The organism is Agrobacterium tumefaciens (genome assembly GCA_025559845.1).
In the GTDB taxonomy this organism is placed as follows: Bacteria; Pseudomonadota; Alphaproteobacteria; order Rhizobiales; family Rhizobiaceae; genus Agrobacterium.
On record CP048470.1, the window covers coordinates 1,494,211 to 1,520,541 of the forward strand.

General features: G+C 57.2%; 25 protein-coding genes and 1 other RNA gene. 13 read left to right on the forward strand and 13 right to left on the reverse strand.

The annotated features are described in order from the left end of the window. Nucleotides 1-90 precede the first annotated feature (90 nt). Genes FY156_23195 through FY156_23205 form a run of 3 tightly spaced genes read right to left on the reverse strand, consistent with a single transcriptional unit; the run spans nucleotide 91 to nucleotide 1,910 of the window. Nucleotides 91-1,182: a 5-(carboxyamino)imidazole ribonucleotide synthase gene (locus FY156_23195; GenBank protein ID UXS04381.1), complete on the reverse strand. Its 1,092-nt coding sequence runs from the start codon at nucleotides 1,180-1,182 to the stop codon at nucleotides 91-93. 8 nt (nucleotides 1,183-1,190) lie between these two features. After that, nucleotides 1,191-1,658 carry a 5-(carboxyamino)imidazole ribonucleotide mutase gene (gene purE / locus FY156_23200; protein ID UXS05221.1) on the reverse strand — a complete coding sequence of 156 codons (468 nt, stop codon included), beginning with the start codon at nucleotides 1,656-1,658 and terminating at the stop codon, nucleotides 1,191-1,193. Between the two features lie 48 nt (nucleotides 1,659-1,706). Next, entirely contained in the window at nucleotides 1,707-1,910 is a 204-nt protein-coding gene (locus tag FY156_23205) for a DUF465 domain-containing protein (GenBank protein UXS04382.1), read from the reverse strand. Between the two features lie 233 nt (nucleotides 1,911-2,143). Between FY156_23205 and FY156_23210 the strand changes: the two genes are divergently transcribed. Then, nucleotides 2,144-2,320: a DUF465 domain-containing protein gene (locus FY156_23210; GenBank protein UXS04383.1), complete on the forward strand. Its 177-nt coding sequence runs from the start codon at nucleotides 2,144-2,146 to the stop codon at nucleotides 2,318-2,320. Between the two features lie 119 nt (nucleotides 2,321-2,439). Here FY156_23210 and FY156_23215 read toward each other — a convergent pair whose 3' ends face one another. Next, complete coding sequence (locus FY156_23215; GenBank protein ID UXS04384.1) at nucleotides 2,440-3,204, reverse strand: sulfite exporter TauE/SafE family protein; 765 nt, start codon at nucleotides 3,202-3,204, stop codon at nucleotides 2,440-2,442. A 104-nt stretch (nucleotides 3,205-3,308) separates the two neighbouring features. Between FY156_23215 and FY156_23220 the strand changes: the two genes are divergently transcribed. The 6 genes from FY156_23220 to FY156_23245 all read left to right on the forward strand — a co-directional run bounded on the left by FY156_23220 (nucleotide 3,309) and on the right by FY156_23245 (nucleotide 10,025). Further along, on the forward strand, nucleotides 3,309-3,962 hold the full coding sequence (locus FY156_23220; GenBank protein ID UXS04385.1) for a thiamine phosphate synthase: 654 nt from the start codon (nucleotides 3,309-3,311) through the stop codon (nucleotides 3,960-3,962). 8 nt (nucleotides 3,963-3,970) lie between these two features. Continuing rightward, on the forward strand, nucleotides 3,971-5,071 hold the full coding sequence (locus tag FY156_23225; protein UXS04386.1) for a sel1 repeat family protein: 1,101 nt from the start codon (nucleotides 3,971-3,973) through the stop codon (nucleotides 5,069-5,071). A gap of 162 nt (nucleotides 5,072-5,233) precedes the next feature. Next, nucleotides 5,234-6,034 carry an inositol monophosphatase gene (locus FY156_23230; protein UXS04387.1) on the forward strand — a complete coding sequence of 267 codons (801 nt, stop codon included), beginning with the start codon at nucleotides 5,234-5,236 and terminating at the stop codon, nucleotides 6,032-6,034. Between the two features lie 202 nt (nucleotides 6,035-6,236). Continuing rightward, entirely contained in the window at nucleotides 6,237-7,259 is a 1,023-nt protein-coding gene (locus FY156_23235; protein ID UXS04388.1) for a flagellar motor protein MotA, read from the forward strand. 2 nt (nucleotides 7,260-7,261) lie between these two features. Beyond that, entirely contained in the window at nucleotides 7,262-8,293 is a 1,032-nt protein-coding gene (locus tag FY156_23240) for a peptidoglycan -binding protein (protein ID UXS04389.1), read from the forward strand. Between the two features lie 85 nt (nucleotides 8,294-8,378). Next, nucleotides 8,379-10,025, forward strand: a complete 1,647-nt coding sequence (locus FY156_23245) for an FAD-binding dehydrogenase (GenBank protein ID UXS04390.1) — start codon at nucleotides 8,379-8,381, stop codon at nucleotides 10,023-10,025. Between the two features lie 3 nt (nucleotides 10,026-10,028). Here the strand turns inward: FY156_23245 and FY156_23250 are convergent, their stop codons facing one another. Then, entirely contained in the window at nucleotides 10,029-11,828 is a 1,800-nt protein-coding gene (locus FY156_23250) for an ATP-binding cassette domain-containing protein (protein ID UXS04391.1), read from the reverse strand. Between the two features lie 261 nt (nucleotides 11,829-12,089). Here FY156_23250 and rpmE point away from each other — a divergent pair, with 261 nt between their 5' ends. Next, entirely contained in the window at nucleotides 12,090-12,311 is a 222-nt protein-coding gene (gene rpmE / locus FY156_23255; GenBank protein UXS04392.1) for a 50S ribosomal protein L31, read from the forward strand. Nucleotides 12,312-12,452: 141 nt separating this feature from the next. Here rpmE and FY156_23260 read toward each other — a convergent pair whose 3' ends face one another. The 8 genes from FY156_23260 to tkt all read right to left on the reverse strand — a co-directional run bounded on the left by FY156_23260 (nucleotide 12,453) and on the right by tkt (nucleotide 22,952). Beyond that, on the reverse strand, nucleotides 12,453-12,968 hold the full coding sequence (locus FY156_23260; GenBank protein UXS04393.1) for a DUF1465 family protein: 516 nt from the start codon (nucleotides 12,966-12,968) through the stop codon (nucleotides 12,453-12,455). Between the two features lie 416 nt (nucleotides 12,969-13,384). Continuing rightward, nucleotides 13,385-13,576 carry a DUF1192 family protein gene (locus tag FY156_23265; protein UXS04394.1) on the reverse strand — a complete coding sequence of 64 codons (192 nt, stop codon included), beginning with the start codon at nucleotides 13,574-13,576 and terminating at the stop codon, nucleotides 13,385-13,387. Next, nucleotides 13,573-14,856: an MFS transporter gene (locus FY156_23270; GenBank protein UXS04395.1), complete on the reverse strand. Its 1,284-nt coding sequence runs from the start codon at nucleotides 14,854-14,856 to the stop codon at nucleotides 13,573-13,575. Before FY156_23270 ends, FY156_23265 begins: the two co-directional genes overlap by 4 nt. A gap of 363 nt (nucleotides 14,857-15,219) precedes the next feature. After that, nucleotides 15,220-16,245: a fructose-bisphosphate aldolase class I gene (locus tag FY156_23275; protein UXS04396.1), complete on the reverse strand. Its 1,026-nt coding sequence runs from the start codon at nucleotides 16,243-16,245 to the stop codon at nucleotides 15,220-15,222. Between the two features lie 192 nt (nucleotides 16,246-16,437). Then, nucleotides 16,438-17,640 carry a phosphoglycerate kinase gene (locus FY156_23280; protein UXS04397.1) on the reverse strand — a complete coding sequence of 401 codons (1,203 nt, stop codon included), beginning with the start codon at nucleotides 17,638-17,640 and terminating at the stop codon, nucleotides 16,438-16,440. Nucleotides 17,641-17,714: 74 nt separating this feature from the next. Then, nucleotides 17,715-19,589, reverse strand: coding sequence for a potassium/proton antiporter (locus tag FY156_23285; protein ID UXS04398.1), 1,875 nt, complete (start codon nucleotides 19,587-19,589; stop codon nucleotides 17,715-17,717). A 310-nt stretch (nucleotides 19,590-19,899) separates the two neighbouring features. Beyond that, on the reverse strand, nucleotides 19,900-20,910 hold the full coding sequence (gene gap, locus FY156_23290) for a type I glyceraldehyde-3-phosphate dehydrogenase (GenBank protein UXS04399.1): 1,011 nt from the start codon (nucleotides 20,908-20,910) through the stop codon (nucleotides 19,900-19,902). 59 nt (nucleotides 20,911-20,969) lie between these two features. Further along, the gene (gene tkt, locus FY156_23295; protein ID UXS04400.1) at nucleotides 20,970-22,952 is read right to left on the reverse strand and encodes a transketolase; all 1,983 of its coding nucleotides are present in this window, start codon (nucleotides 22,950-22,952) and stop codon (nucleotides 20,970-20,972) included. Nucleotides 22,953-23,282: 330 nt separating this feature from the next. On the opposite strand from tkt, the gene FY156_23300 reads away from it, so the two are divergent. The 5 genes from FY156_23300 (at nucleotide 23,283) to FY156_23320 (ending at nucleotide 26,306) form a co-directional block, all read left to right on the forward strand. Then, the gene (locus FY156_23300) at nucleotides 23,283-23,555 is read left to right on the forward strand and encodes a DUF4164 domain-containing protein (GenBank protein UXS04401.1); all 273 of its coding nucleotides are present in this window, start codon (nucleotides 23,283-23,285) and stop codon (nucleotides 23,553-23,555) included. Between the two features lie 11 nt (nucleotides 23,556-23,566). Continuing rightward, nucleotides 23,567-23,947, forward strand: a complete 381-nt coding sequence (zapA, locus tag FY156_23305; protein ID UXS04402.1) for a cell division protein ZapA — start codon at nucleotides 23,567-23,569, stop codon at nucleotides 23,945-23,947. A 129-nt stretch (nucleotides 23,948-24,076) separates the two neighbouring features. Further along, a non-coding RNA gene (gene ssrS, locus FY156_23310) (6S RNA) lies at nucleotides 24,077-24,234 on the forward strand. 213 nt (nucleotides 24,235-24,447) lie between these two features. Then, on the forward strand, nucleotides 24,448-25,710 hold the full coding sequence (locus tag FY156_23315; protein ID UXS05222.1) for an HlyC/CorC family transporter: 1,263 nt from the start codon (nucleotides 24,448-24,450) through the stop codon (nucleotides 25,708-25,710). Then, on the forward strand, nucleotides 25,710-26,306 hold the full coding sequence (locus tag FY156_23320) for a 5-formyltetrahydrofolate cyclo-ligase (GenBank protein UXS04403.1): 597 nt from the start codon (nucleotides 25,710-25,712) through the stop codon (nucleotides 26,304-26,306). Before FY156_23315 ends, FY156_23320 begins: the two co-directional genes overlap by 1 nt. Nucleotides 26,307-26,331 lie beyond the last annotated feature (25 nt).

Genomic DNA, 26,331 nt, shown 5'->3' on the forward strand with positions numbered 1-26,331 from the left:
CGCTTAATCAAAACAATCAAAAGCGCGCAACGGGGCGCGCTCTTTTCGGTTGGCAGGCAGATACCAGTGCGGCCCCTGCCTGTCAACTCGTCACAGTGGTTTTCCCTGAAAAGACTCAGGATTTCCCGCATTCTTGAGTTGCGTGACATGGCCCATCTTGCGGCCGGGCCGTGCCTCTGTCTTGCCGTAAAGGTGCACAAGGCAGTCCTTTTCAGAAAGCCAGCGGGGGACGTCGTTGACGTCGTCCCCAATCAGATTGGTCATCACGCAGTCGGAGTGACGGCCAGTGCTGCCAGGCGCGAGGCCCGCGACGGCACGAATATGCTGTTCGAACTGGGAGATGACGCAGGCTGCTTCCGTCCAGTGACCGGTATTGTGGACACGTGGAGCCATTTCATTTGCCACCAGCGAGCCATCCGGCAGGACAAAGAACTCGATGCCGATGACGCCAACATAGTCCAGAGCGGCAAGAAGCTTTTCAGCTGACTGCACAGCGGTCATCTTTGCCGCGTCGGAAAGATTGGCCGGGATTGTGGACGTGTGTAGGATTCCGTTCAGGTGAACGTTTTCTGCAGGGTCGTAACAGGTCACGGTTCCATCCTTGAACCGCGCCGCGATGATCGAGACCTCCCGCTCGAAAGCGACGAAGCTTTCGAGAATCAGCGGTACGCCTCCCAGTGCATCGAAGGCGCCGGTTAGATCTTCGCCGCCCTTGAACAGGCGCTGGCCCTTTCCGTCGTAACCCATGCGTCGGGTCTTAAGAACGCCTTTGCCGCCAAATTCGGCCAAAGCGGATTCGAGTTCGGTCTGGCTGTCGACAGAGCGAAAACCCGCTGTCGGAATACCGCAATCGTTGAGAAAGCGTTTTTCGGTCAGGCGGTCCTGGGATGCGCTGAGAGCCTTTGCCGGCGGATAAACCGGTACGGAGGCGGCGAGCCTCTCGGCGGCGGAGACCGGCACGTTCTCAAACTCGTAGGTTACGACGTCGCAAAGGCTGCCAAGTTTGGCGAGTGCCTTTTCGTCATCGTAAGCCGCCACGATCTGATCGTTGCAGACCTGTGCGGCGGGACAATCCGCCTGCGGCTCGAGAACGATGGTCCGGAAATTGAGGCGTGCTGCCGCCATCGCCAGCATTCGGCCGAGCTGGCCTCCGCCGATGATGCCGATGGTAAGGTTGTTCATGTTTCCGGTCACTGCGGATTGTCCATGGGGTATTCAGCAACGGCGGCTGACTGGCGCGCACGCCAGGCATCGAGCCGGTCAGCGAGATCCTCGTCGCCAAGGGCCAGAACAGCTGCTGCGAGCAGAGCAGCATTTATGGCGCCTGCCTTGCCGATGGCGAGTGTTCCGACCGGGATACCGGCTGGCATCTGCACGATCGAATAAAGGCTGTCCTGTCCCGACATGGTCTTGGACTGGACCGGGACACCAAACACTGGAAGTGGTGTCATGGCTGCGGTCATGCCGGGAAGATGGGCAGCTCCGCCTGCACCTGCGATGATGACCTTGAAGCCTTCATCCTTTGCGCCGGTTGCGAAGTCGTAAAGACGATCTGGCGTTCGGTGTGCCGAAATGATGCGCGCTTCGTATTCCACGTCGAGGGCATCCAGCGTATCGGCGGCGTTCTTCATGGTTTCCCAGTCGGACTGGCTTCCCATGATGATGGCGACGGGCGGTGTTTCTGCTGTCACTTGGCTTGCTCCGGCTCAGGCAATGATATCGGGTATGACCTGGTCTTCGAGTTGGGACATCTTGTCCTTGACGGCCAGTTTTTTCTTCTTCATGCGCTGTATCCGCAATGCATCGCAGCTGGTCTGGATCATTGCGTTGATCGCTGCATCATAGTCCTCATGCTCCTGGCGCAACCGCGCCAGCGCGAGCCTGATGTCCGCCTGGTCCTGATCGGGCATCCTGTCATCCCCATTTATGCCAGCCGGATCGCCTCCGGCGCTTATGTGATCTGTTCTGGAGCCTCTATCACCAAATCGCGATAACGGGAAGTTTCCCATGCGACCAAATTGCCCAGATATTGTCATGATTTCGCCTTCGACAAGATTGTTAATCCATGTCACAGTGCTGTCGTAAACCTGAAACTCCAGTGATGGAGAGCTGGAGGTAGGTTCAAAAAGGAAGGACGTGCCGCATGACCATTCAGGCTCATATTGCATCGCTCGAAAAGAAACACGGCGCTCTGGAGGAAGAGCTCGAAAGTATTCTTGCTTCCCCGTCTTCGGATGACACGGAGATCGCCGATATCAAACGTCGAAAACTGCGCCTGAAGGACGAATTGCAGAGGCTCAAGGCCTCAACAAGGCATTGATTGACAGACTGCCGCCGCCTTCAATTATGTAAGGACGGGTGGTTAGACAATTCAGGCTCTGGCTGCATCAAGGTGCGGTCGGAGCTTTTTAATTTTCTCCATATCAATTTTTTGCCGTGTCAGATCGGCAATCCATCCCAGAGCAGCTTCAAGGCCGCGAGCAGCGCCATCGTGTACATCAGCGGGTAAAAAACCGCAGGTTTCAGATATTTGACGATTTTTGCCCCTGCTATCGTGGCGAGCATTGCGACCGGAAGCAGCAGAGCTGACGTTTTCATGTTGCTCGAGTCGAGCGCCCCCAGAGCGAAATACGGGATGAGTTTAATCGCGTTCATGATCGCGAAAAAGCGAACGCTCATGCCCGTGTAGGTTTTTGGGTCCAGCTTCAGCGGCAACACATAGATCTGGAAGGGAGGTCCTCCCGCATGGGCAACAAAACTGGCGTAGCCCGACAGGGTCGACCACAGCGTTGCCGGTCCGCGTCGCTGCGGTTTTGCAGGAATTTCCTGGCCTTTTCTGCTGAGGAAACTCTCATAGAAATAACGCAGCACGAAGAGGATTGTCACGGTTGCAACGATGAGACGCATGGCGTCAGCCGAAATCATACTGGAGGTTGCCCAGCCGATTGCAATACCGGCAATGGCTCCCGGCAGCATGATGAGCAATGTTTCGCGATGATTATGATGGCGCCAGGCCCAGAGAGCCACGATATCCATCACGATCAGAATCGGCAGAAAGATTGCCGCCGCCTGCACGGGCGGCACAGCAAGTGCCATAATGGGAACGCCCATAAGGGCAAGTGCACCGCCCAGTCCGCCCTTTGAAAGGCCTACAAGGATGACGGCGGGAATGGCGGCCATAAAAAAATGAAAATCTGTCAGCATGGATGGACGGTTGATCCTTTCGCCGGTCCGGTTTATCGGATTTGTCATATCAAAACGAGTGCAGATTGCGCCGAAAGCGTCTTCTGCCTGAAATGGACGAACCCATGACCACAACCGTAGACCGTTGCCGCCTTGTCCTCATCGTTCCGCAAGCGGACGACATGCAGAATCAGGCCAAGGCCGTTGAAGAGGCGCTGCGTGGCGGCGATGTGGCCTCGGTCATCATTCCGCAATATGGCCTGGATGACGCTGCCTTTCAGAAAGTGGCTGAGTTGATCGTGCCGCTGGTGCAAAAGTCCGGTGCGGCAGCACTGATTGCCGGTGACAGCCGCGTGGCGGGTCGCGCCAAGGCTGATGGTTTGCATGTTACCACCGGGGGCGAGGCGCTGGCCGAGGCGGTCGAGAAATTTACCCCCAAGCTTATTGTTGGCGGTGGCAATGCCGATGACCGCCACAAGGCGCTGGAACAGGGCGAAGCCAATCCGGACTACATCTTCTTTGGCAAGCTGGAAGGTGACATCAAACCAGAGGCGCACCCAAAAAACCTGGCGCTCGGGGAATGGTGGGCATCGATGATCGAAATTCCGGCCATCGTGATGGGCGGTTCGGATATCGCATCCGTTGTGCCTGTTGCCGAGACCGGCGTCGAATTTGTTGCCCTGCGCAGTGCCGTGTTTGACCATGCTGCAGGACCTGCCCAGGCGGTTTCTGAAATCAACGCGCTGCTTGACGAAAAAGCGCCACGGTTTGACGGTTGATACGAGCGATGTTTACACGCGCTGCTCATTTTTGCCTTTCCGTTTCGCTTCTGGCGCTTTCCTTGAGCGCAGCGGCTTTCCCGGCTTTTGCGCAGTCCGGTCCGGCGACGGAGAAAAATCCTCTCGCTCGTCAGTTGGAAGACGAGGCGCAGCCGACCCGCCAGGGGCGTGTGTTGTCGGAAGAGCAGAAAGATTTGCAGCCGTCGCAGGGTGTCAACGTCTATCAGCGCATGGGTGCGGAACTTCCTGCCCTGCCGCCGGAGAAGGAATTTACCGGCAAGGTCGATGAGGCTTACGGGCATTACCAACGTGGTGAATATGTTCAGGCCCTGGACAAGGCGCTCACCCGCGCCCAGAACGGAGATGCGACCGCACAGACGCTGGTTGCGGAAATGATGTCGCGTGGTCTGGGGATTGCGCGCGACGAAAAGACCGCCGCGTTCTGGTATCAACAGGCAGCCGAGGGCAGTGATCCCGTTGCCATGTTCAAGTTCGCCCTCATTCTGATGGAGGGTAAATTCGTCACGCGCGACAAGGCCAAGGCAGACGATTTCATGCGCCGTGCTGCCGAGGCGGGGAATGCATCTGCCCAGTTCAACTGGGGCCAGATACTCGTTTCGGAAAACCCTGGCGCCAAGGGGTTGATGCTGGCATTGCCCTTTTACGAAAAATCCGCCGAACAAGGCATTGCCGATGCGCAGTATGCCGTCTCGCAGATCTATTGGTCGGTCAAGGATGTTCCTGCTGAGAAGAAGGCGAAGGCGCGCGACTGGCTGATGCGTGCTGCTAAGGCAGGTTACGACACAGCGCAGGTCGATCTGGGAATCTGGCTGGTGAATGGTTCTGGTGGTGAGCGGAACCTGGATGAAGGTTTTCGCTGGCTCTACGGTGCGGCGCAACGTGGCAACGTCGTTGCACAGAACAAGGTGGCGCATCTCTACATTCAGGCGCTCGGCACTCGACCTGACCCTGTTGAAGCTGCCAAGTGGTACGTGCTGTCGCGGCGGGCAGGCCTGAAAGACCCTTCGCTGGAGGATTTTTATCTCGGGATCACTGACGAACAGCAGAAAAAGGCAATCGAGGCGGCAAACCGCTTTCGGCCAATGTAACGGCAAGGAGAAGCGCCCTGTCGGCGCGCCTGAGGCTTTTAGCCTTGAATTTCGGCGCGTTTTGTGGTCTTGAACCGCAAACTCTCAATTCAAGAATAATAATAGCCTTTCCTGCCCGGCCAGTTTTCGGGTGGTCCGGCAGCTTTCCAGGAAACGAACTCGATGGCCCGTTCAGCCCTTCTCAATGTCATGGTTCAGGCCGCCCTCAAGGCGGGAAAGTCTTTGGCGCGTGACTTCGGTGAAGTGCAGAACCTGCAGGTCTCGGTCAAAGGTCCAAGCGATTTCGTGTCGCAGGCCGACCTCAAGGCGGAAAAGATTGTCCGCGACGAGCTGATGAAGGCTCGTCCGACCTATGACTTCCTTGGTGAAGAAGGCGGCGAGGAAAAGGGCACCGACGGCGCACATCGCTGGATCGTCGATCCGCTTGATGGCACCACCAACTTTCTGCACGGCATTCCGCACTTTGCTGTATCCATCGCTCTCGAGCGTAACGGTGAAATTGTCGCTGGCGTTATCTTCAATCCGGCCACCGATGAGCTTTACACCGCTGAGCGTGGCGGCGGCGCGTTCCTGAACGACCGTCGTATCCGTGTTGCCGCACGTAAAGTTCTGACCGACTGCGTTATCGGTTGTGGCGTTCCGCATCTTGGCCGTGGCAATCACGGCAAGTTTCTTGTCGAACTTCGTCACGTCATGGGCGAAGCCGCGGGCATTCGCCGCATGGGCGCTGCATCGCTTGATCTTGCTTATGTCGCGGCTGGCCGCCTCGACGGTTTCTGGGAAGCTGAACTGTCGCCGTGGGATATGGCCGCCGGTCTCGTCCTGATTCGCGAAGCTGGTGGCTTTGCGAGCGATGCAAAGGGCGGCTCGGCGATCTTCGACACCGGCAGCGTGGCAGCCGGCAACGAATATATCCACAAGGCACTGGTCGAAGTTGCCAACCGTCCGATTCCTGGTCGGTAATAACGTTTTCCTGAAAATCCTGAGGTTTTCGGAAGGATTTGCAGCGCTCGGCGATCATTCGCCGGGCGCTTTTCTTTTGTCTGGCGGCGTTTCAATCCAAGGACGTGAAACGCCTGTGATTTTACACCGGGTTTTCACTTCAATTCGTCGCAATTTTCAAATAGCTTCCGCTGAACAAGTGACCAAAGGGAACGCAAACGTCATGGCGGATTCGGAGTTGCTCGATCTTGGTGTCGAGAAACCGGTGACCACTCGGCAGTACAGCCACAAGCTGTCCAGCCCCACACCATTCCTCTGGACGATGGTCCTTTTTCTGGTCCTCGTTGGTTTCCTGGCCTCTATCCTCTATCGGCAGGCCCATACCGCTTTCATGACGAACCCGGGGCTGAACGGCTTCATTCTTGGTGTTCTGGTCATTGGCATCATTCTGGTCTTCACGCAGACCATGAGCCTGCGTTCGGAAGTGCGCTGGTTCAACGCCTTCCGGGCCGCAGGCAGTGTCGAGAAAGCTGGTCGTGCTCCGAAGCTTCTGGCACCGATGAGCACGTTGATTGGCAAGCGCGGTGATGTGCGTCTCTCGACTGTCACACAACGCACAATCCTTGATTCGATTGCTACCCGCCTTGATGAATCCCGCGATACGTCGCGTTATCTTGTCGGGCTTCTGGTTTTCCTCGGTCTTCTCGGGACGTTCTGGGGCCTGATCGGCACCATCGGTGCAATCAGCGACGTCATTCAGTCGCTTGACCCGAGTGCTGGCGACAGCACCGATATCCTCGGCTCGCTGAAGGCCGGGTTGACGGCACCACTTTCCGGTATGGGCACGGCGTTCTCGTCGTCGCTGCTTGGTCTTTCTGGTTCGCTCATTCTCGGTTTCCTTGATCTGCAGGCAGGCAGAGCCCAGAACCGCTTCTATACCCAGCTGGAAAACTGGCTGTCTTCCGTTACCGATACGGGAGCTGATATTGTCAGGGATGTGAAGGCCGAGCCGGGTACAGCCGTCAGCACCGAACGTTCACTCGCCGCCATGACCAGCCTTGCAGAAGGCATCCAGGGCCTTGTGAAGAACATGCGCAGTGAACAGCAGATGTTGCGTGACTGGATTGAAGCGCAACAGGAAGAATCGAAGTCGCTTCGCCGTACGCTCGATCGGCTGTCGGCGCGTGTCGATGAGGATGCAAAGTCTTCTTCCGGGCGTATACGCCACGATAACGGGAGCGAGTAGCCATGGCGCTCGCGCGCAATCGCCGTCGCGACAGAGGGGTCGATTATTGGCCGGGCTTCGTCGATGCGCTGTCGACGTTGTTGATGGCCATCATGTTCCTGCTGACGGTTTTCGTGCTGGCACAGTTTGTTCTGTCGCGGGAAATCACCGGCAAGGACGAAGTCCTGACCCGCCTTAACAGTCAGATTGCCGAGTTGACCGAACTCTTGGCGATGGAGAAAGGCAGCAAGCAGGATATCGAGGATACCCTGGCGAACCTGCAATCGACGTTGGCCGCATCCGAGAACGAGCGGTCTAGGCTGCAGTCGCTTCTTGACGCCGGCAGCGGAAACAACGCCGCAGCAAATTCACGTATCGGCAGCCTTACAGGTGAGCTGGATGATCAGAAGCAGGCAAATACCCGCGCTTCTGCACAGATTGAGCTGCTGAACCAGCAGATTGCGGCGCTTCGTGCGCAGATCGCTTCGGTCGAATCGGCTTTGCAGGCATCCGAGGCAAAGGATGCGTCTTCTCAGGTCAGGATCGCCGATCTTGGGCGAAGGCTGAATGTGGCGCTGGCGCAGCGCGTGCAGGAGTTGAACCGCTACCGTTCGGACTTCTTCGGCCGGTTGCGCGAAATTCTCTCTGACCGCGAAAATATCCGTATCGTGGGTGACCGTTTCGTATTCCAATCTGAAGTTCTGTTCCCATCTGGCGGCAATGAACTGAACCCGGAAGGGCAGGTGGAAATGGAAAAGCTGGCTGTAGCCCTTCTTGATCTCGCCAAGGAAATACCTGCTGAGATTAACTGGGTCCTGCGTGTCGACGGGCACACGGACAATGTTCAGCTCTCCGGTTCCGGTCGTTATCGTGACAACTGGGAGCTATCATCGGCGCGTGCGACCTCCGTCGTCAAGTTCCTGATCTCGAAGGGTGTCCCGGCAAATCGTCTGGTCGCCGCAGGTTTTGGTGAGTATCAGCCGATTGCCGAGGGTGAGAGCCAGGAGGCGCGCCAGCAGAACCGACGTATCGAACTCAAGCTGACCGAACGGTAAGTGACACACACCGTGTGATTGTCTTTGCGCTGATATAAATTTACGTTCTCGTAAAAGTAAATCCGTCACATCTGGGAGGAGACTGATGGAGCGGTTCGACGTGATCGTCATCGGGGCGGGGCTGGCCGGACTGGTGGCTGCGACAGAAGCCTCTGAACGTGGGCTTAGCGTATGTGTTTTGGATCAGGAGGGGGAGCAGAACCTTGGTGGGCAGGCATTCTGGTCACTTGGAGGCCTGTTCTTCGTCAATAGCCCCGAGCAGCGTCTCATGCGGGTGCACGACAGCATCGATCTGGCGCGACAGGACTGGTTCGGTTCTGCCGGTTTCGACCGTGCCGAAGATCATTGGCCGCAGCGATGGGCCGAAGCCTATCTCGATTTTGCTGGCGGAGAGAAACGTGCCTGGCTGCATGGCCTGGGTATGCGGTGGTTTCCGGTCGTTGGTTGGGCGGAGCGGGGAGGCGCTTTCGCGCATGGTCACGGAAATTCCGTTCCACGCTTTCACGTTACCTGGGGAACAGGCCCGGGCGTGCTGGCCCCGTTCATTAAGAAGGCGCAGGCGCTCGTCGAAAGTGGCAGGCTTACGTTTCGCTTTCGCCATCAGGTCGACGTGCTGGAAAAGAGCGGAGGCACCGTCACCGGCGTCTCCGGGACCGTGCTTGTGCAAGATCCTGTCCTGCGCGGTCAGACAAGCAGCAGAGAGCCGACAGGCAGCTTCACGATGGCCGCCTCGGCTTTAATCGTTACCGCTGGCGGGATTGGTGGCAACCACGACCTGGTGCGGCGCAATTGGCCGACTGATCGTCTCGGACAACCACCGGCGCAAATGGTCTGTGGTGTACCAGCGCATGTGGATGGCAGAATGATTGCCATCACCGAGGCGGCTGGCGGTGATGTCATCAACCGAGACAGAATGTGGCATTATACCGAAGGGGTGAAAAACCATGACCCGATCTGGCCCAATCACGGCATCCGCATTTTGCCAGGGCCATCGTCCTTCTGGTGTGATGCAGATGGCAATCGGCTGCCCGCACCCGCCATGCCGGGTTTCGATACGCTCGGGACGCTACAGATCCTGAGGCAAAGAAACAGCGACTATAGCTGGTTCATTTTGACCAAGGCGATCATCAAGAAGGAATTTGCTCTTTCGGGATCGGAGCAGAACCCGGATTTAACGGATAAAAACATCCAGCTTCTCCTCAAGAGGCTTGGTAAGGAGCCACCGGCGCCGGTCAAGGCATTCATGGATCACGGAGAGGATTTTGCCGTCTCTGACACACTGGAAGATCTCGTGGCGGCGATGAACAGGATCAGCGGCGAAAACAGGCTTGATCCGGCTTATGTCCGCCAGCAAATCGAGGCCCGTGACAGGGAGATCGAAAACAGCTTCGGCAAGGATATCCAGATAACGGCGATCAACGGAGCAAGGCGCTACCTCGGCGACAAACTCATGCGAACCGCCCGACCGCACCGTTTGCTTGATCCCGGGAAGGGGCCGCTGATTGCCGTGCGTCTGCATATCCTGACCCGTAAGACACTGGGCGGCCTGCATACCGATCTGCAAGCGCGCATTTTGGATCGGGCAGGCAAGCCGGTTGCGGGGCTTTATGCCGCCGGCGAAGTCTCCGGTTTCGGTGGTGGCGGCATGCACGGTTACAACGCGCTGGAGGGCACATTTCTCGGCGGTTGCCTGTTTTCCGGCCGTGTTGCCGGACGCAACGTTTTGTCGTGACACTTACGCGTGGGCGCGCAATTCATCCGGCCCGGTCTGGAATTGCAACTGTGCAAGACGCGCATAAAGGCCGTTTTGGCGGATCAGGCTCTGGTGTGTGCCCTCCTCGACAATGCGGCCTTCATCCATGACAAGGATGCGATCGGCCTTGAGCACGGTAGCGAGGCGGTGTGCGATGACGATGGTGGTGCGGGTTTTCATCAGCTCATCAAGCGCCTTCTGCACCAGCATTTCGCTTTCGGCGTCAAGCGCGGAGGTGGCCTCGTCGAGCAAAAGGATTGGCGCATTGCGAAGAATGGCGCGGGCAATGGCTATCCGCTGTCGCTGGCCACCGGAAAGCGTCACGCCACGCTCGCCAACCTGCGTATCATATCCGCTTTCCAGCCTCTCGATGAAGCCATCCGCCTGTGCCGCTGTGGCCGCAGCGCGAACTTCATCACGCTTCGCTTCCGGATGACCAAACGCGATGTTGTCATGGATCGAGGATGCAAAAATTGCCACGTCCTGCGGCACGCTGGACATACGCGAGCGCACATCGGCAATGCGGGCGCTTTTGATGTCGGTACCGTCAATGGTGATGCGACCTTGCTGTGGATCATAAAATCGCATCAGAAGAGAAAAGACCGTGCTTTTACCCGCGCCGGATGGCCCGACGATCGCCACCGTTTCACCGGCACCAACCTTGAACGACAGGCCGGAGATGATCGGCCTTTCGGTTGCCAGCGGATAAACAAAGCCGACGTCGTGAAATTCGGCCTCCCCGCGTGGTGGTAGCGGCATCGAAACAGGTGCTGCGGGTTCGGCGACGGCGGAGCGCTCGTTCAAGATTTCAGACAGTCTTTCGGCCGCGCCACCTGCTTGCGCCAGTTCACCCCAGACTTCCGAAAGTTGGCCCAGGCCGCTGGCGGCAATAACCGAATAAAGAACGAACTGGCCGAGCGTACCTGCGGACATGCTGCCGCTCAGAACGTTCTGGGCGCCGTACCAGAGAATGCCGACGACGCTTCCAAAGACGAGGGCGATGGCGACGGCTGTCAGGATTGCGCGCGCACCGATGGCTGCCCGGGCGCCTTGATAGGCCGCTTCGACGGATTGACCATAACGGGCGTTCGCAAGAGGTTCGGCATTGAACGATTGCACCGTTCGGGTGGCTCCGATGGTCTCGGAGGCGTAGGCTGCGGAGTGGGCCAGTGTATCCTGTGTTGTTCGCGAGCGAGCGCGCACCGATCGCCCAAATGCAATCAGGGGGAAAACGATGAAGGGGATGGCCAGCAGCGCCAGGCCTGAAAGTCCGGGACTGGTATAGATCATCATGACGACGGCACCGAAACACATGATGATGTTACGCAGCGCCACGGAGGCGGAGGAGCCAAAGGCGGAGCGAATCTGCACCGTGTCGGCAGTAAGGCGCGAGGTCAGTTCACCGGATCGGTTGGCATCGAAAAATTGCTGGGACAGCGATGTCAGGTGCGCGAAGACGTCATGGCGAAGGTCGGCAACAACCCGTTCACCGATGCTCATGACATAATAATAGCGCATGGCACTGGCGAGGGCCAAAACAACGGCAATCGCAAGAAGCATGGCGAAGTAGCTGTTGATCATGCCGCTGTCAGAAACCTGAAAGCCATGATCGATGATGCGGCGGACGGCGAGCGGCAAAGCAAGGGTGGTGGCCGATGAGAGAACAAGCGCGAAAAGGGCAATTGCCATCAGGCCGCGGTAGCGCTTGAGATAAGGGAAGAGACCGAGAAGCGGCTTCAGGCTTTTACGGTTTGCCGCTTTCTGCTCCTGTATGTCTGCCACTTCTTGTCTTCTCCTTTGTCAGCGCTTGCCAATCGGCCTTTGGCAGGGAATTCGGATTATGCGATCCGTTCTTGCCAAATGAGGCTATCTCCGTTCACAAGGAAACAGCAGGCTCTTGTTATCTCGGCGACCTTCATGTATAGGCTCCGCATCAAATTGGGAAGCCATAGCCCATCTGGACTATGGCTTCATTTATTGAATTGGCTCAGTTGACGCAATTGCGGCAAATGGACCGCACGTCACTTAACCAGGAAGATTGTCATGAAGGCTGATATCCATCCCGATTATCACACGATCAAGGTGGTCATGACCGATGGCACCGAATACGAAACCCGCTCGACCTGGGGTTCGGAAGGCGCAGTCATGAACCTCGAAATCGACCCCAAGTCCCATCCAGCATGGACGGGCGGCAACCAGCAGCTTATGGACCGCGGTGGTCGCGTTTCCAAGTTCAACAAGCGTTTCGGTGGCCTCGGCCTCTGATCCCTTGTGGACGGATTATTTAAAAAAGCCCGGCTCTGCCGGGCTTTTTTATTTGCCTGTTTGTGTTCACAGGCGTGTTGCGCAACAAAAAAAGCAGGCTTGAAAGCCTGCTTTTTAAATCGTCTAATTTTTTGTTTTTTCTTAGTTGATTGTGAATGCCGTGCGCAGAAGGTTGAGCTGAGCCTGGACGCTGTTTTCGTTGTCCGGCACCTTGGCAGCTTCTGCGGGGCGATAGATTTCGCGGTCGAGCAGGGCAACGCGATTCTGAAGTCGAAGCGAGCGTTCGATCAGATCACGGAAGGATTCCGGCAGGTCGTTCCAGCCGGGAGCATTGCGATCAACATTAAAGCTGTCGAGGCGAACCTTGTTCTTTTCGCTGATAACCTGATCCTTGGTCATCTCGCCGTTGTTGACGGCGCGCTGCAGAAGCAACCAGGAGGCCATCTGCATCAGGCGGGTGGTGAGGCGCATCGATTCTGCTGCATAAAGCACCGACGCCATACGCGGGAGAACCTTCGAGGCAACGCGGCCAGCACCATCAAGATAGCTTGCCGTTTCCTCAACCAGTGTCATCCCTTCGTTATAGAGGGTCTTGAACTGGTTGGAAGCAGCAGCGCGCCCTGCAAAGCTAATGGTATTCAACACCTGTTCGGACATGTTCTTTAATCCCTGCTCACGCACCACACTGTCAGGCAACGACGATCCGGATATTTTGTTCCGGTCTTTAGTGTTTTCAGGATGATATCATTACCTGAAATGCGCAAGGCAATTATTAAAGAAGGGTTAATACCCACAGTTTTGCGAAAATGCCATCGACCAAAAAAAGAGCCGCAAAAGCGGCTCTCAAGGTAAAACAGGGAGAAAAATCAGACCAAATCGCCAACTGGAGAAGATGCCTGAAGTCCAGAAGAACTGGACATGTATAGTAATCTCTCAGAAAGCTTAATTTTGTGTTAATGGTAAACGAAAGACTGCCTCAGAATTTTAATTCCTTCCGGCGCGACAGCGCTAGCGACGAAGTCTTTCCTTCATTCTGCTTCTAAGCTTCCACGGTTGCCAGACGTCAGGCAGGCTTAAGTCCGGAAGAGATTCTCTGCCGCTTGCCTGCCTGCGGATTTCCTTTTCCGCTCCTCGTCGAGTCGGTTGATCTCTGCTTGAAGCAACCCGATCCGAGTCGTCAGTTCGTCGACCGAGAGAAGGCTGAGGTCGCTGCCGATCTCGTGCGCCTGTGGTTTTTTCGGCCTGTCATCGTCAAAGAGGCTCATATGCCCGCTCCTTTTTCAACATAGTCGCCGTCCTCAGGATATTGCGGCGCGCGCGGGTCGAGCGCAATACTTTCCGGCGTGACAAGCGGCGCTGGAGTGGTCGGGATACTCGTGAAGTTATCCTTCTCCTCTGTCGACAGGGCGGCACGACGGTAGCTTCTCATGATCGCGTAGGCCGTTATGAGTGTGTGGGCGAGGGCGGTTACCAGGAACAGAGCGTAGGGGCCGTAATGGGTCATGACGGCGCCACCCAATGTTGGGCCGATGATCGTGCCAATGCCGTAAAGCAACAGCAGGCCGCCTGATACCTTGACGAAATCCTGGGAGGCCGCGAAGTCGTTGGCATGTGCTACGGCAATCGGATAGAGCGCGTTCGCGGCGGCGCCATAGACCGCAATCATTGGAATGAGCAGATAAACGTTATGGGGCTGGACTGCTGCGACAGCAAGACCGGCCAACGCTCCGAGACCGGCAAGCCCAGCCAGCACGTAACGACGGTCGATGCGGTCTGAGAGACGACCGGCCGGGAACTGCGCCATGGCGCCGACGAAAATCGTGACAGAGACCATGATGGCAATCATGGTTGGATCTAGCCCCGCCCGTGCTCCGAACACCGCACCCAGCGTACCATAGGCGCCGTTGGCTATGCCGATCATCAGGATGCCGACAAATGAGACGGGCGAGTTGCGATACAATGCCGGTAAATCCAGCCTCACCTTTTGTAGAGGCTGGGGGGTCGCTGCTTTCGACAGCGTGGCCGGCAGAATGGCAACGCAGTAGATGATGCCGCAGATCATGAAGAGCGACGTGTCGCTGATATTGCCCATTGGGACGATCATCTGGCCCGCCACGACACCGAGCAGCGTGATCGCGATGTAGAGCGAGAAGATCATGCCACGTGTCTCATTGGTGGCACGCTCGTTCAGCCAGCTCTCGATAATCATCGATGTCCCGGCCGTGCAGAAGCCCGTCAGAGCACGCAGCCCAATCCACCATTCGTCGTCAACGACAAGGCCAGTCATCAGTACAGTGAGGCAAACAACGGCGACGAAGGAGCCGAAAGCTCGTACATGCCCCGCCCGGCGCACGATGGCGGGTGCGACAAAGCAGCCAATGACGAAGCCCGCCGCCCAGGACGTTCCGAGAAAGCCAAGGACTTCGTTCGAGTATCCTTCCGCAGAGCCACGTACGGGTAGGACCAGACCTTGCAGGCCGTTGCCCAGAAAAAGAAACAGAGTGCTGGATAAAAGAGCGAATACGGGTAGAAGGTTTCTGCTCATAGAGACACTCTCATGCGTTCGGTCGTACAGGTCGGGCGTTCACACGGATGCTACCCCAATGGGTTGCACTCTTCTGGTGAACGGTAAAAATGTCCAGCCTGTGACGATCCGGAAATAAAGAAAAGGCTGAACAAATGGCAAAGGCGATCGGCCTTTTTCTACTCTTGGCGATGATCGTGCAGATTATCAGGCCAATTGGCCTGCCAGGACTGCGAAAACGCGGCGATTTCTGGAAGATTGCCATCGTGGCCTTTGTGATCTGGACAGCAACGCTTCTTTTGCGTCCTTGATCAGAATGGTGTGTGCGAACAAAAAAAGCCGCCCCGAAGGGCGGCCTTGATCTTTTCCTGGGATCAGAATGTCTCAGGCGGCTTTTTCGAGTTCCTGTTTCCAGGTGCCCTTGGCTGCCAGTGTGTTCATCATCGCACGGTGCGTGAAGGCGCGTTGGCCTGCTGCAACGTTTTCCTGCTTGCCGCCCCAGACCTTGAGTGCGGTGTCCTGAAGCGCACGACCGTAGGAATAGGTCAGTCCCCACGGCAGGTCGTAACCGGAGTTCATGGCGGACAGGTGGGCTGTCGCTTCTTCGGAGGACTGGCCACCCGAGAGGAACGCGATACCGGGAACGGCCGAAGGCACGGTTGCCTTGAGAACCTTGACCGTCTTCTCAGCCACTTCTTCGACAGATGCCTTGCGAGCGTTTTTGCCGTCGATGATCATGTTCGGCTTTAGGATCATGCCTTCTAGGTTGACACGGGCGTCAAACAGATCGGCGAATACCGTCTGCAGAACCCACTGGGTAACTTCCGCGCAGCGATCGATGTCGTGGGTTCCCGGCTCGCCGTCCATGAGAACTTCAGGTTCGACGATAGGAACGATATCAGCCTGCTGGCAGAGTGCGGCATAGCGAGCGAGAGACTGGGAATTGGCCTTGATGGAGCCCCAGCTCGGACGCTGCTCGCCGATGGTGATAACACCGCGCCACTTGGCGAAACGGGCACCTGCTTCATGGTACTTGCGCAGGCGCTCGTAGAGGCCGTCCAGGCCCTCGGTGATGAATTCATGCGGGTGGAAAGCCATCGGCTTCGCGCCAATATCCACCTTGATGCCAGGAAGGCTGCCTGCAGCCTTGATGATGTCGACGAAAGGCGTACCGTCTGCAGCTTTCTGGTAGAGGGTTTCCTCATAGAGGATGACGCCGGAAATACACTTCTTCATGGCGTCGTCGGAGCGGAACAGCATCTCGCGATAGTCGCGGCGGCTGCTCTCGGTGGATTCCAGATTGATGCTGTCGAAACGCTTTTTGATCGTTCCTGTGGACTCGTCTGCAGCGAGGAGACCCTTGCCGTCAGCGACCATTTTGAGTGCGATGTCTTCGAGACGTTCGGTCATTTGCTATACTCCCAAGGCACAATACAATTCCGGATAACAGAAGTTCCAATGCAGGGAAATGGCGTGCTAACTCATTGAAACGATTGAAATCATTTCAATCGTTTGAAACTTTTCCTCCCATTTTTACCTGCCAAAAAACAAGCCGGACAAGCAGTGCTTGTCCGGCTCTTTCGTCAGGCAAGTTGTAGAAGTTTACTTGTCGCCAGAAAGGATGGCAACGCCCGGCAATTCCTTGCCTTCCATCCATTCGAGGAAGGCGCCACCGGCCGTCGAGACATAGGTAAAATCGTCGGCAACGCCGGCATGGTTGAGGGCTGCGACAGTGTCGCCACCGCCTGCGACCGACACGAGTTTTCCAGCCTTGGTGCATTCGGCGGCGTGCTTGGCCGCAGCGACCGTTGCCGCGTCGAACGGCTCGATTTCGAACGCACCGAGGGGGCCGTTCCACACCAGCGTCTCGGCACGGGAAATCCATGCCTTGATGCTTTCGACGGATTTTGCGCCGACATCCAGCACCATGGCATCGGCAGGGATGGCATTGATTTCGACGGTTTCGTTAGCAGCGCCAGCCTTGAACTCGCGGGCAATCACGCCGTCTTCCGGCAGAACAATTGCACAGCCCGAGGTGGCGGCCTCGATCATGATCTGCTTGGCAGTGTCAGCCAGATCGTGCTCGCAAAGCGACTTGCCAACATTCGTGCCACGCGCAGCAAGGAAGGTGTTGGCCATGCCGCCGCCGATGACGAGTGCATCGACTTTCTTGACGAGGTTCATCAGGAGATCGATCTTGGACGAAACCTTCGCGCCACCGACGATTGCCACGACCGGGCGGGCAGGTGCGCCCAGACCCTTTTCAAGAGCTTCCAGCTCCGCCTGCATGGTACGACCGGCATAAGCGGGAAGGTGGCGTGCCAGGCCTTCCGTAGAGGCGTGCGCGCGATGGGCGGCGGAGAAAGCGTCGTTCACGTAGATATCGCCATTGGCTGCCAGTGCCTCGACGAAGGCCGGGTCGTTCTTTTCTTCCCCCTTGTGAAAACGGGTGTTTTCAAGAAGCAGGATGTCGCCATCGTTCAGCTTGGCGACGGCTTCAGCAGCAGGCTCGCCGATGCAGTCGGACGCGAAGGATACCGCGTGATCGAGGACTTCTTCGACGGCCGGAACGATCAGCGACAGCGACATGTCCGCGACAGGCTCTCCCTTCGGGCGGCCAAAATGCGCCAGCAGGATGACCTTTGCGCCTTTTTCAGAAAGCTCGAGGATGGTCGGAGCAACACGCTCGATACGGGTCTTATCCGTGACTTTCCCATCCGCGACCGGTACGTTGAGATCAACGCGCACGAGAACGCGTTTTCCGGCAATGTCTTTAAGATCGTTGAGGGTTTTGAAGGCGGGCATATATCGATCCTGATTTTGTTAAGACGGGTAAGGTTGGCAGGAACATACAATGCCTGAAAGCCGACGCAAGCCGCTTATGATTCATTTTCTCGCACATCGGTTGAAGCTGTGGAGGAGGGCAGAGCACTTTTCTGGGCCTGCGGATTGCGAGCGTTCCGACGGTGCTCGACGTGGGCGCGGACACGGCGGACGATTTCACCGAAGCTGATGAAGATCGGCAGGCTGGTCGCCGGTTCAACAGGTTCGAGCGAGACGCCGACGCCCGCTATCGCCTCATGTTCGTCCAGCGCGCGAACGATCAGGACGATGGAGCCAAGGCGTACACGATCGGCATAGTCGGCCTTTCCACTGAGACGGGATTCGATCAGTTCGGCGATGGTCATCGACTGTTCGGCGGCGGATAGAAGGCTCGGACCATAGGCGATTTCCAGTTCCTTGGCAGGGCGAGATGGCTGGATCGAGAAAGTGCCGAAAAACTCCGCATCGTCTGCCGCAACTGGCAGCGCGCTGGCAAACAGTCGGTCGATCAGACGCGAATATCCGGGTGCAATAAAGAGATAAACGAGATCGTCTTCGCGCAGGCGCCCGGCATATTGGTATCGCATGGATTTGCCGTCCCGCACGACCAGAGAGGGCATCGCCCAGCGCGGAATGCGCTCGCCCTGTAAAATCGCGCTACCGCTGGCGACGCGGTAGGAAATCAGTTCGTGATTGGCCGTGCCGGGAAGATCGACCTCCAGCTTGTCGACGTCGCCCATGCGAGGCGGCACGATCAGCCCGAGCCGAGTAGCCACCGGCTTGATCGTCCATCCCTGTAACAGAAGCGATACCAGGACGATGATGAAAGCCGCGTTGAAATAGATTTGCGCGTCATCAAGCCCCCCGAGAATGGGCATGATGGCAAGCAGGATAGAGACTGCGCCGCGCAAGCCAACCCAGGCAACGAACGACGTCTCCTGCTGCGTGTAGTTGAAGGGCATGAGGCTGAGCCAGACGGCAAGGGGGCGTGCCACAAAGATCAGAAAGAGTGCCAGCAACACGGCCGGAACGGCGATCGCCGGAAACTGCGAGGGTGTCGCCAGTAGACCAAGCATCAGGAACATGATGATCTGCGAGAGCCAGGTCAGACCCTCATGGAAACGGCGAATGGTTTCCTTGGCAAAGATTTTCCGGTTGCCGGCGACGATGCCTGCCACATAGACGGCGAGAAAGCCGCTGCCGCCGATGGTGCCGGTAAAGGAAAAGACGAGGAGTGCCAGTGCCAGCACAAAGATCGGTGCCAGGCCTCGGTCGGCAGCAAAACGGTTGACTACGGAAACGATCATCAACCCGCCCAACAGGCCGAAGATCAGCCCAAGGCCCATCTGTTCGAGGAAAAGAATAACGAAGCTTCGGTCGAACCCGGCAAGCCCCTGGCCTTTGCTGATCACCTCGACAAGGGCGATGGTCAAGAAGATCGCCATGGGATCGTTGGTGCCGGACTCGACTTCGAGCGTCGAACGCACCTGATCGCGGATATGTATGCCGCCGATGCGGAGCAGGAAGAAGACGGCTGCCGCATCCGTCGAGGCAACGATCGCGCCAAGCAGCAGGCCCTCAAGCCAGGATAGTCCAAGCAGAAGGGCGGCCGCACCGGCAAAAAACACGGAGGTAAGGATCACGCCGACGGTGGCAAGCGTGATGGCGGGGGCCGCTGATATCCGGAAGGATTGTATCGATGTGCCGAACCCGGAATCGAACAGAATGACTGCCAGAACCAGTGAACCTAGCATGTATGCGAGCGGGTTGTTGGTAAACTCGATACCAAGGCCGTCAACGCCGGCGGCAAGGCCGATCATCAGGAACAGCAATAGCAATGGCGCGCCGAAGCGGAATGCAATCAGGCTGGAAAACGCCGCAACCAGAACCAGGATCGTTGCCACCAGGAGCAAAAAGTAAAATGATTCCACGTCCATCGCCTCGCTTGAAACGGCTCCGGAGCTGGCAATGCATACGCTGCACGTTTGCAGTCAATGCGCCACGGTTGCAGACCTTCAGCGCTTTTGCGGGGTGGCGTTGAATGGCAAGGCAAGGCGGGGTGTATCGAACGATACGGCAGGAGGCAGTGCATTGCGCACGACCGAATCTCTGCTTCAATTTTTCAGGGTCAAAGTGGACCGCAACAAGGCAGGAAATAGGAAAGTTGGCGGCATTCGATTAAAAAAGAACCCGACCAGATTGCTCTGGTCGGGTTCCCTGATGACAAGATCCGTTGCGGGATCAGATGGTCTTGGCGAAAGCCACAGCCGTGTCGGACATACGGTTGGAGAAGCCCCACTCGTTGTCGTACCAGGACAAGACGCGAACAAACGTGCCTTCCATGACCTTGGTCTGGTCGTTTGCGAAAATCGAAGAATGGCTGTCGTGGTTGAAGTCGCGGGAAACCAACGGCTCGTCGGTGTAGCCGAGAATACCCTTCAGCTTGCCATCGGCAGCGGACTTGATCGCAGCGTTGATTTCCTCGACCGACGTGTTGCGCTTGGCAAGGAACTTGAAGTCAACAACCGAAACGTTCGGGGTCGGAACACGGATGGAGGTGCCATCCAGCTTGCCCTTCAGGTGCGGCAGAACGAGACCGACTGCCTTGGCGGCACCGGTCGAAGTCGGGATCATCGAGAGTGCTGCGGCACGCGCGCGATACAGATCCTTATGCATCGTGTCGAGCGTCGGCTGGTCACCGGTGTAGGAATGGATCGTGGTCATGAAGCCATGATCGATGCCAACCGCGTCGTCGAGAACCTTGACGACCGGCACGAGGCAGTTCGTCGTGCACGAAGCGTTGGAGATGACGAGGTGATCCTTCGTCAGCTGGTCGTGGTTGACGCCGAAAACGACCGTCAGGTCAGCTCCGTCTGCCGGTGCAGAAACGATGACGCGCTTGGCGCCAGCGGTGAGGTGAGCCGCAGCCTTGTCACGCGCGGTGAAGATGCCGGTGCACTCGAGCGCGATATCAACGCCGAGTTCCTTGTGCGGCAGGGTGGCGGGATCGCGCACCGCCGTCACCTTGATCGGCTTGCCGCCGCCAACGATGATGGTGTCGCCTTCGACCTTTACGTCTGCCGGGAACTTGCCGTGGATCGAGTCGTAGCGCAGCAGGTGTGCGTTGGTTTCAACCGGGCCGAGGTCGTTGATGGCAACAACTTCGATATCGGTGCGGCCAGATTCGACGATGGCACGAAGGACGTTGCGACCGATACGGCCAAAGCCGTTAATGGCAACTTTTACAGTCATTTACAGTCTCCCGATGAAGAATTGTACGTGTCTTGCAGTATTGTGAGGGCTTGGGGCCCTCACGAAAGCTTTTCTTCAACTGCTGCGACAACGGCTTCTGCCGTGATGCCGAAGTGCTTGAAGAGATCCTTCGCCGGGGCGGAGGCGCCGAAAGAGTGCATGCCGACGAAAGCGCCGTCAGAACCGATGAAGTAGTCCCAGCCCTGGCGGACAGCAGCTTCAACAGCGATATTGACCGATGCCTTGCCAATGATGGCGTTGCGGTAGGTTTCGGGCTGTTCCTTGAACAGTTCGAAGCACGGAACGGAAACCACACGGGCGGAAACGCCCTTGTCCTTCAGCGTTGCCGCTGCCTTGAGGGCAACTTCCACTTCAGAACCGGAAGCAAAGATCGAAACCTTTGCGTCGCTTGCCGAGACCAGTTCATAGGCGCCGTAAGCCGACAGGTTCTTCTCTTCATATTCCTTGCGCGACGGCGTCAGGTTCTGACGCGTCAGGGCAAGCGCAGACGGACGATGCTTCTGCTCGAGAGCAATCTGCCAGCACTCGGCCGTTTCGGTTTCGTCGGCCGGACGGAAGACCAGAAGGTTCGGGATGGCGCGCAGCGCGGCAATCTGCTCGACTGGCTGGTGGGTCGGACCGTCTTCGCCGACGCCGATGGAATCGTGTGTCAGGACGTGAACGACGCGAATTCCCATCAGGGCAGCAAGGCGGATCGACGGACGGCAATAGTCCGAGAAGATCAGGAAGCCGCCGGCGTAAGGGATGAGGCCGCCGTGCAGGGCGATGCCGTTCATCGCTGCCGCCATGCCATGCTCACGGATACCGTAGTGCAGGTAACGGCCGGAGAAATCCGTCGGAGTGATGGACTTCATCTGGCTGGTCTTGGTGTTGTTCGACGGTGTCAGGTCGGCAGAGCCACCGACTGTTTCCGGCAGGATGCCGTTGACGATTTCGAGGGTATCCTCGGACGCCTTACGGGTTGCAACCGTCGGGTTGTTCTCGATGATCTTCTTCTTGAAGGCATCGATGCTGCTGTCGAAGTTGCCTGGCAGGTCGCCAGCGAAACGGCGCTTGAACTCGGCCTTCTTGCCGGCTTCAGACGCTTCAAGGCGGGCTTCCCAGTCCTGACGTGTCTTGGTCGAGCGGAGACCGGCCAGACGCCATGCGTCAAGCACATCTTCCGGAACGACAAACGCTTCGGCTTCCCAGTTCAGGTGCTTGCGGGTGGCAGCGATTTCTTCTGCGCCCAGCGGGTTGCCGTGAACCTTATGGGTGCCCTGTTTGTTCGGAGCGCCGAAACCGATAACGGTCTTGCAGGCGATGAAGGTCGGGCGGTCCGACTTCTGGGCAGCTTCGATGGCTGCAGCAATCGCGTCCGGATCATGACCGTCAACTTCGATCGTATTCCAGTGTACGGCCTTGAAGCGCGCAATCTGGTCGGTCGAGTCAGACAGGCCAACTTCACCGTCGATGGTGATGTTGTTGTTGTCCCAGAAGAGAACGAGCTTGTTCAGCTTCAGGTGACCGGCAAGAGCGATCGCCTCGTGGCTGATACCTTCCATGAGGCAGCCGTCGCCGCACAGAACATAGGTAAAGTGGCTCTGAAGGTCAGAGCCGAACTCTTCTTCGAGCTTGCGTTCGGCAATCGCCATACCAACGGCGTTGGCAATGCCCTGGCCGAGCGGACCCGTGGTCGTCTCAATGCCAGTTGCGTGGCCGTACTCAGGATGGCCGGCGGTCTTCGAGCCGAACTGACGGAAGCGCTTGATCTCATCGATCGTCATGTCCTCGTAGCCGGTCAAATAGAGCAGCGAGTAGAGGAGCATCGAGCCGTGGCCCGCAGACAGTACGAAGCGGTCGCGGTCTGCCCAAAGTGGGCTCTTCGGATCGAACTTCAGGTAGCGGGTGAAGAGAACGGTGGCGACATCTGCTGCGCCCATCGGCAGACCGGGGTGGCCGGAATTGGCCTTCTCCACTGCGTCCATGGCAAGAAAGCGGATCGCATTGGCCATCCGGTTGTGTTTGTCGCGAGAAATCATGGCTTTTCCGTCTGTTTCCGGGTGAAAGGAGATAGTTAGATGCAACTATCCAAAAAGCGGGTTGATCCATAGCAGGTGAAGCAGGCAAGTCAATAAATCCACGGCCATTTGCAGTTCGGTGATCGATAAAAATCGTTTTGAAAAACAGCCTGGCTCGCATCTGTTCGATGCGCAGCACTGTTGCGCAGCTTTATTCATCCACAGAGCAAAGTGACCCAATGCACTGGTTTGATTGACGGGATGGTAAATCGGGTAATAACCTCGTGAGCATGAAACAAAGAGCCCAAGGCCGAATGATTCGGCCAGTTGCGTGCGAGTTGGAAAAAAACGATGTCGGCTGAGAAGACCGTACAATCTGCACTGACGGAGCTAAGTGCTGCCATCACAAATCTCGAAAACGCCATCGATATGCGTATCGAGCGGGAGCGGGAGGCAGGTGACATCGATAATGAGGTAAAGCGGGTTCACATCGACCGGGCGCGGCTTGCCAACGAACTGGACCAGGCCGAGTTTCGCGCCAATCGCCTTGAAGAAGTCAATCGCGAGGTTTCTCGCCGCCTGGTGACGGCAATGGAGACTATCCGCGCCGTGCTGGATCGATAGGGGAGCGACCAATGGCTCAGGTTACTGTGATGATCGATGGCAAAGCCTATCGTATGGCATGCGAGGCGGGACAGGAGCAGCACCTGACCGATCTTGCCACGCGTTTCGATCAGTATGTCGGACATCTTAAAAGCCAGTTTGGAGAGATTGGCGATCTTCGGTTGACCGTCATGTCGGGCATAATGGTGATGGATGAGCTTTCGGAGTTGAGCCGCAAGCTGGAGAAGCTCGAGAGCCAGGTCGCATCGCTGACCCAGAACCGTGATGGCATGGCGGAGCAAAAGGCGAAATCCGACGAGATGGTTGCCATTGCCATCAGTGATCTTGCCACGCGTCTCAACGGCGTGACCGAAAAGCTGCTGGCGCGGCCGAAACCTGCCGCTACCCACTGATTATCCTTTGGCCGCCTGTACAAGCGGCTGCATTAGCCGACAAGGCGTCGTTCCGATGCCGCGTTTCACAACGTAAAAATCCGCTGTTCACCCTCTGGCGGAACCTTTCGATCCGTCCTATATCTGGTGAGCGTTCTGCGCTTCCCGACAGGAACCACAATCCCTGGGGCCATACTCGATCCAAAGGGAGCTGTCCCTGACCAGTCCCGTGGGGCTGGACACACGGTGCCCACCTACTTTTGTAGGCACCCAGGATCGTAAATCTCCATCGGTCGCGTGGATCGCACTTCAGTTTTTCTGTGAAGTAGCCTCTTTATATCGTCGACAGTCTCTTTCATCGCTGCCTGACTGAGATTTTTAATCCGCAATCATTGCATTGGCGGAACAATTCCCTATTATCCGGATTGGTATGTCTGTTCTGCCTTTTAAAAAAGGCGCTGCGGTCAAAACCGCGACGTGCCGTTCAACAGCCCAAAGAGCTAAACTTGTTTACTGAAATCTTGATCGTGGTCCTGCTCACCGTCGTGAACGGTGTGCTTGCCATGTCTGAGCTTGCCGTGGTTTCTTCGAGACCGGCAAGGCTCAAAGTGCTCGCCGCACAAGGGAGCAAGGGCGCAATGCTCGCCCTTAATCTTTCTGAAAATCCGGGACGGTTTTTGTCCACCGTGCAGATCGGCATTACGCTGGTCGGCATTCTCTCGGGTGCATTTTCCGGTGCCACGCTCGGCACGCGTTTTACCGCGTGGCTCATCGAGCAGGGCGTACCAGACCGCGCCGCTGACGCGCTTGGTGTCGGCTCGGTTGTTGTTGCCATTACCTATCTTTCGCTGATCGTCGGCGAACTTGTCCCGAAGCAGATTGCGCTTCGCGATCCGGAGAAGGTTGCAGCTCGCGTTGCTCCGTCGATGATGTTGCTGTCCAAGATCGGTGCGCCGCTGGTGTGGCTGCTCGACAAGTCCGGCAAAACCGTTCTTGCGCTGCTTGGACACAGCGGCGAATCCAATGCGTCTGTTACGGATGATGAAATTCGAACCGTTCTTGCTGAAGCGCACAGTGCCGGCGTCATCGAAACCGAAGAATCGGCCATGATTACCGGCGTCATGCGTCTCGCTGACCGGAACGCCCGTGGTCTGATGACGCCGCGTCGCGACGTGGAAGTCGTCGATATTGAAGACAGCGCCGAGGAAATTCGCGAACAGCTTCGTGGCACGCAGCGTTCGCGTCTTCCTGTCCGTAACGGTGCGTCTGACGAAATCCTCGGTGTTCTTTTTGCCAAGGATGCATTTGATGCACTCGCCTCGGGTAACGAGCTGAACATCCGCGAGCTGTTGCGTGAAGTACCGGTCGTGTCGGACCTCACCAGCGCTGTGGATGTCATCCAGTCGCTGCGCCGTTCGACCGTTCATATGGTTCTCGTTTACGATGAATATGGCCATTTCGAAGGTATCATCAGCTCAGGCGATATTCTCGAAGCCATTACTGGCGCATTCCAGGAAGACAATGACGAGGAGCCGGCAATCGTCGAACGTGACGATGGCTCGTTCCTGGTTGCTGGCTGGATGCCGGCGGACGAGTTCGCAGATCGTATGGGCTTCCAGATCGACGAGGATGCAGAATTCGAAACCGTCGCTGGACTGGTGCTGGACGAATTCCGTCGCCTGCCGGAACTCGGCGAACACGTTACCCGCAACGGCTGGCGTTTTGAAGTGATCGACCTGGACGGGCATCGCATCGACAAGGTGCTCGTGAGTCGGGCTGCTTGATGCAGCCTGGTGTCGGGGAGAAGGCACGGCTGCGCGGCGAAAGGCTCGCCGCGCGGGATGCGCTCACAACAGACGAACGGCATGTAAAAAGCCTGGCCATGTGTGTCTGTGGGGCTGCCAGGATCAACTTTGAGCCAGGCACCGTTGTTTCCGGATTTATGCCGATCCGCTCGGAAGCCGATATTCGACCATTGTTGGAATCGCTGCGCCGCAAGGGTGCACGTCTGGCGCTGCCTGTTGTTCTCGACCGTGAGACGATTGTTTTCAGGGCTTTCGAAGAAGACATACCTCTGACAAATACAGGGTTCGGCACGACCGGACCCGGCCAAGATGCTCAGATCCTCGATCCAGACATTCTCCTGGTGCCTCTCTCAGCGTTCGATAGACAGGGGCATCGTATCGGTTACGGTGCCGGTCATTATGACCGTGCGATTGCCCGCCTGCACAAGCAGGGGCGCACGCCGACGCTTATCGGGGTGGCGTTTGATTGCCAGGAAGTGCCGTCCGTTCCGGCAGAGTCACATGATGTCCCGCTCAACGCTATCCTGACTGAGAGCGGTTTGCGGCGGATTTATGCAGCTCCAGACGAGCGATAATGGGCAAAAGACGCTTTAGCCCTTT

What these genes read in the sequence shown, in the direction of transcription:
- FY156_23245 (UXS04390.1), top strand. Translation starts at nt 8,379, where the DNA reads ATGGAGCGGTTCGACGTGATCGTCATCGGGGCGGGGCTGGCCGGACTG.
- FY156_23210 (UXS04383.1), top strand. Translation starts at nt 2,144, where the DNA reads ATGACCATTCAGGCTCATATTGCATCGCTCGAAAAGAAACACGGCGCT.
- FY156_23225 (UXS04386.1), top strand. Translation starts at nt 3,971, where the DNA reads ATGTTTACACGCGCTGCTCATTTTTGCCTTTCCGTTTCGCTTCTGGCG.
- FY156_23280 (UXS04397.1), bottom strand. Translation starts at nt 17,640, where the DNA reads ATGCCCGCCTTCAAAACCCTCAACGATCTTAAAGACATTGCCGGAAAA.
- FY156_23240 (UXS04389.1), top strand. Translation starts at nt 7,262, where the DNA reads ATGGCGCTCGCGCGCAATCGCCGTCGCGACAGAGGGGTCGATTATTGG.
- FY156_23235 (UXS04388.1), top strand. Translation starts at nt 6,237, where the DNA reads ATGGCGGATTCGGAGTTGCTCGATCTTGGTGTCGAGAAACCGGTGACC.
- FY156_23270 (UXS04395.1), bottom strand. Translation starts at nt 14,856, where the DNA reads ATGAGCAGAAACCTTCTACCCGTATTCGCTCTTTTATCCAGCACTCTG.
- FY156_23320 (UXS04403.1), top strand. Translation starts at nt 25,710, where the DNA reads ATGCAGCCTGGTGTCGGGGAGAAGGCACGGCTGCGCGGCGAAAGGCTC.
- FY156_23265 (UXS04394.1), bottom strand. Translation starts at nt 13,576, where the DNA reads ATGAGCCTCTTTGACGATGACAGGCCGAAAAAACCACAGGCGCACGAG.
- FY156_23215 (UXS04384.1), bottom strand. Translation starts at nt 3,204, where the DNA reads ATGCTGACAGATTTTCATTTTTTTATGGCCGCCATTCCCGCCGTCATC.
- FY156_23300 (UXS04401.1), top strand. Translation starts at nt 23,283, where the DNA reads ATGTCGGCTGAGAAGACCGTACAATCTGCACTGACGGAGCTAAGTGCT.
- FY156_23195 (UXS04381.1), bottom strand. Translation starts at nt 1,182, where the DNA reads ATGAACAACCTTACCATCGGCATCATCGGCGGAGGCCAGCTCGGCCGA.
- rpmE (UXS04392.1), top strand. Translation starts at nt 12,090, where the DNA reads ATGAAGGCTGATATCCATCCCGATTATCACACGATCAAGGTGGTCATG.
- FY156_23260 (UXS04393.1), bottom strand. Translation starts at nt 12,968, where the DNA reads ATGTCCGAACAGGTGTTGAATACCATTAGCTTTGCAGGGCGCGCTGCT.
- purE (UXS05221.1), bottom strand. Translation starts at nt 1,658, where the DNA reads ATGGGAAGCCAGTCCGACTGGGAAACCATGAAGAACGCCGCCGATACG.
- FY156_23275 (UXS04396.1), bottom strand. Translation starts at nt 16,245, where the DNA reads ATGACCGAACGTCTCGAAGACATCGCACTCAAAATGGTCGCTGACGGC.
- zapA (UXS04402.1), top strand. Translation starts at nt 23,567, where the DNA reads ATGGCTCAGGTTACTGTGATGATCGATGGCAAAGCCTATCGTATGGCA.
- gap (UXS04399.1), bottom strand. Translation starts at nt 20,910, where the DNA reads ATGACTGTAAAAGTTGCCATTAACGGCTTTGGCCGTATCGGTCGCAAC.
- FY156_23205 (UXS04382.1), bottom strand. Translation starts at nt 1,910, where the DNA reads ATGCCCGATCAGGACCAGGCGGACATCAGGCTCGCGCTGGCGCGGTTG.
- tkt (UXS04400.1), bottom strand. Translation starts at nt 22,952, where the DNA reads ATGATTTCTCGCGACAAACACAACCGGATGGCCAATGCGATCCGCTTT.
- FY156_23230 (UXS04387.1), top strand. Translation starts at nt 5,234, where the DNA reads ATGGCCCGTTCAGCCCTTCTCAATGTCATGGTTCAGGCCGCCCTCAAG.
- FY156_23220 (UXS04385.1), top strand. Translation starts at nt 3,309, where the DNA reads ATGACCACAACCGTAGACCGTTGCCGCCTTGTCCTCATCGTTCCGCAA.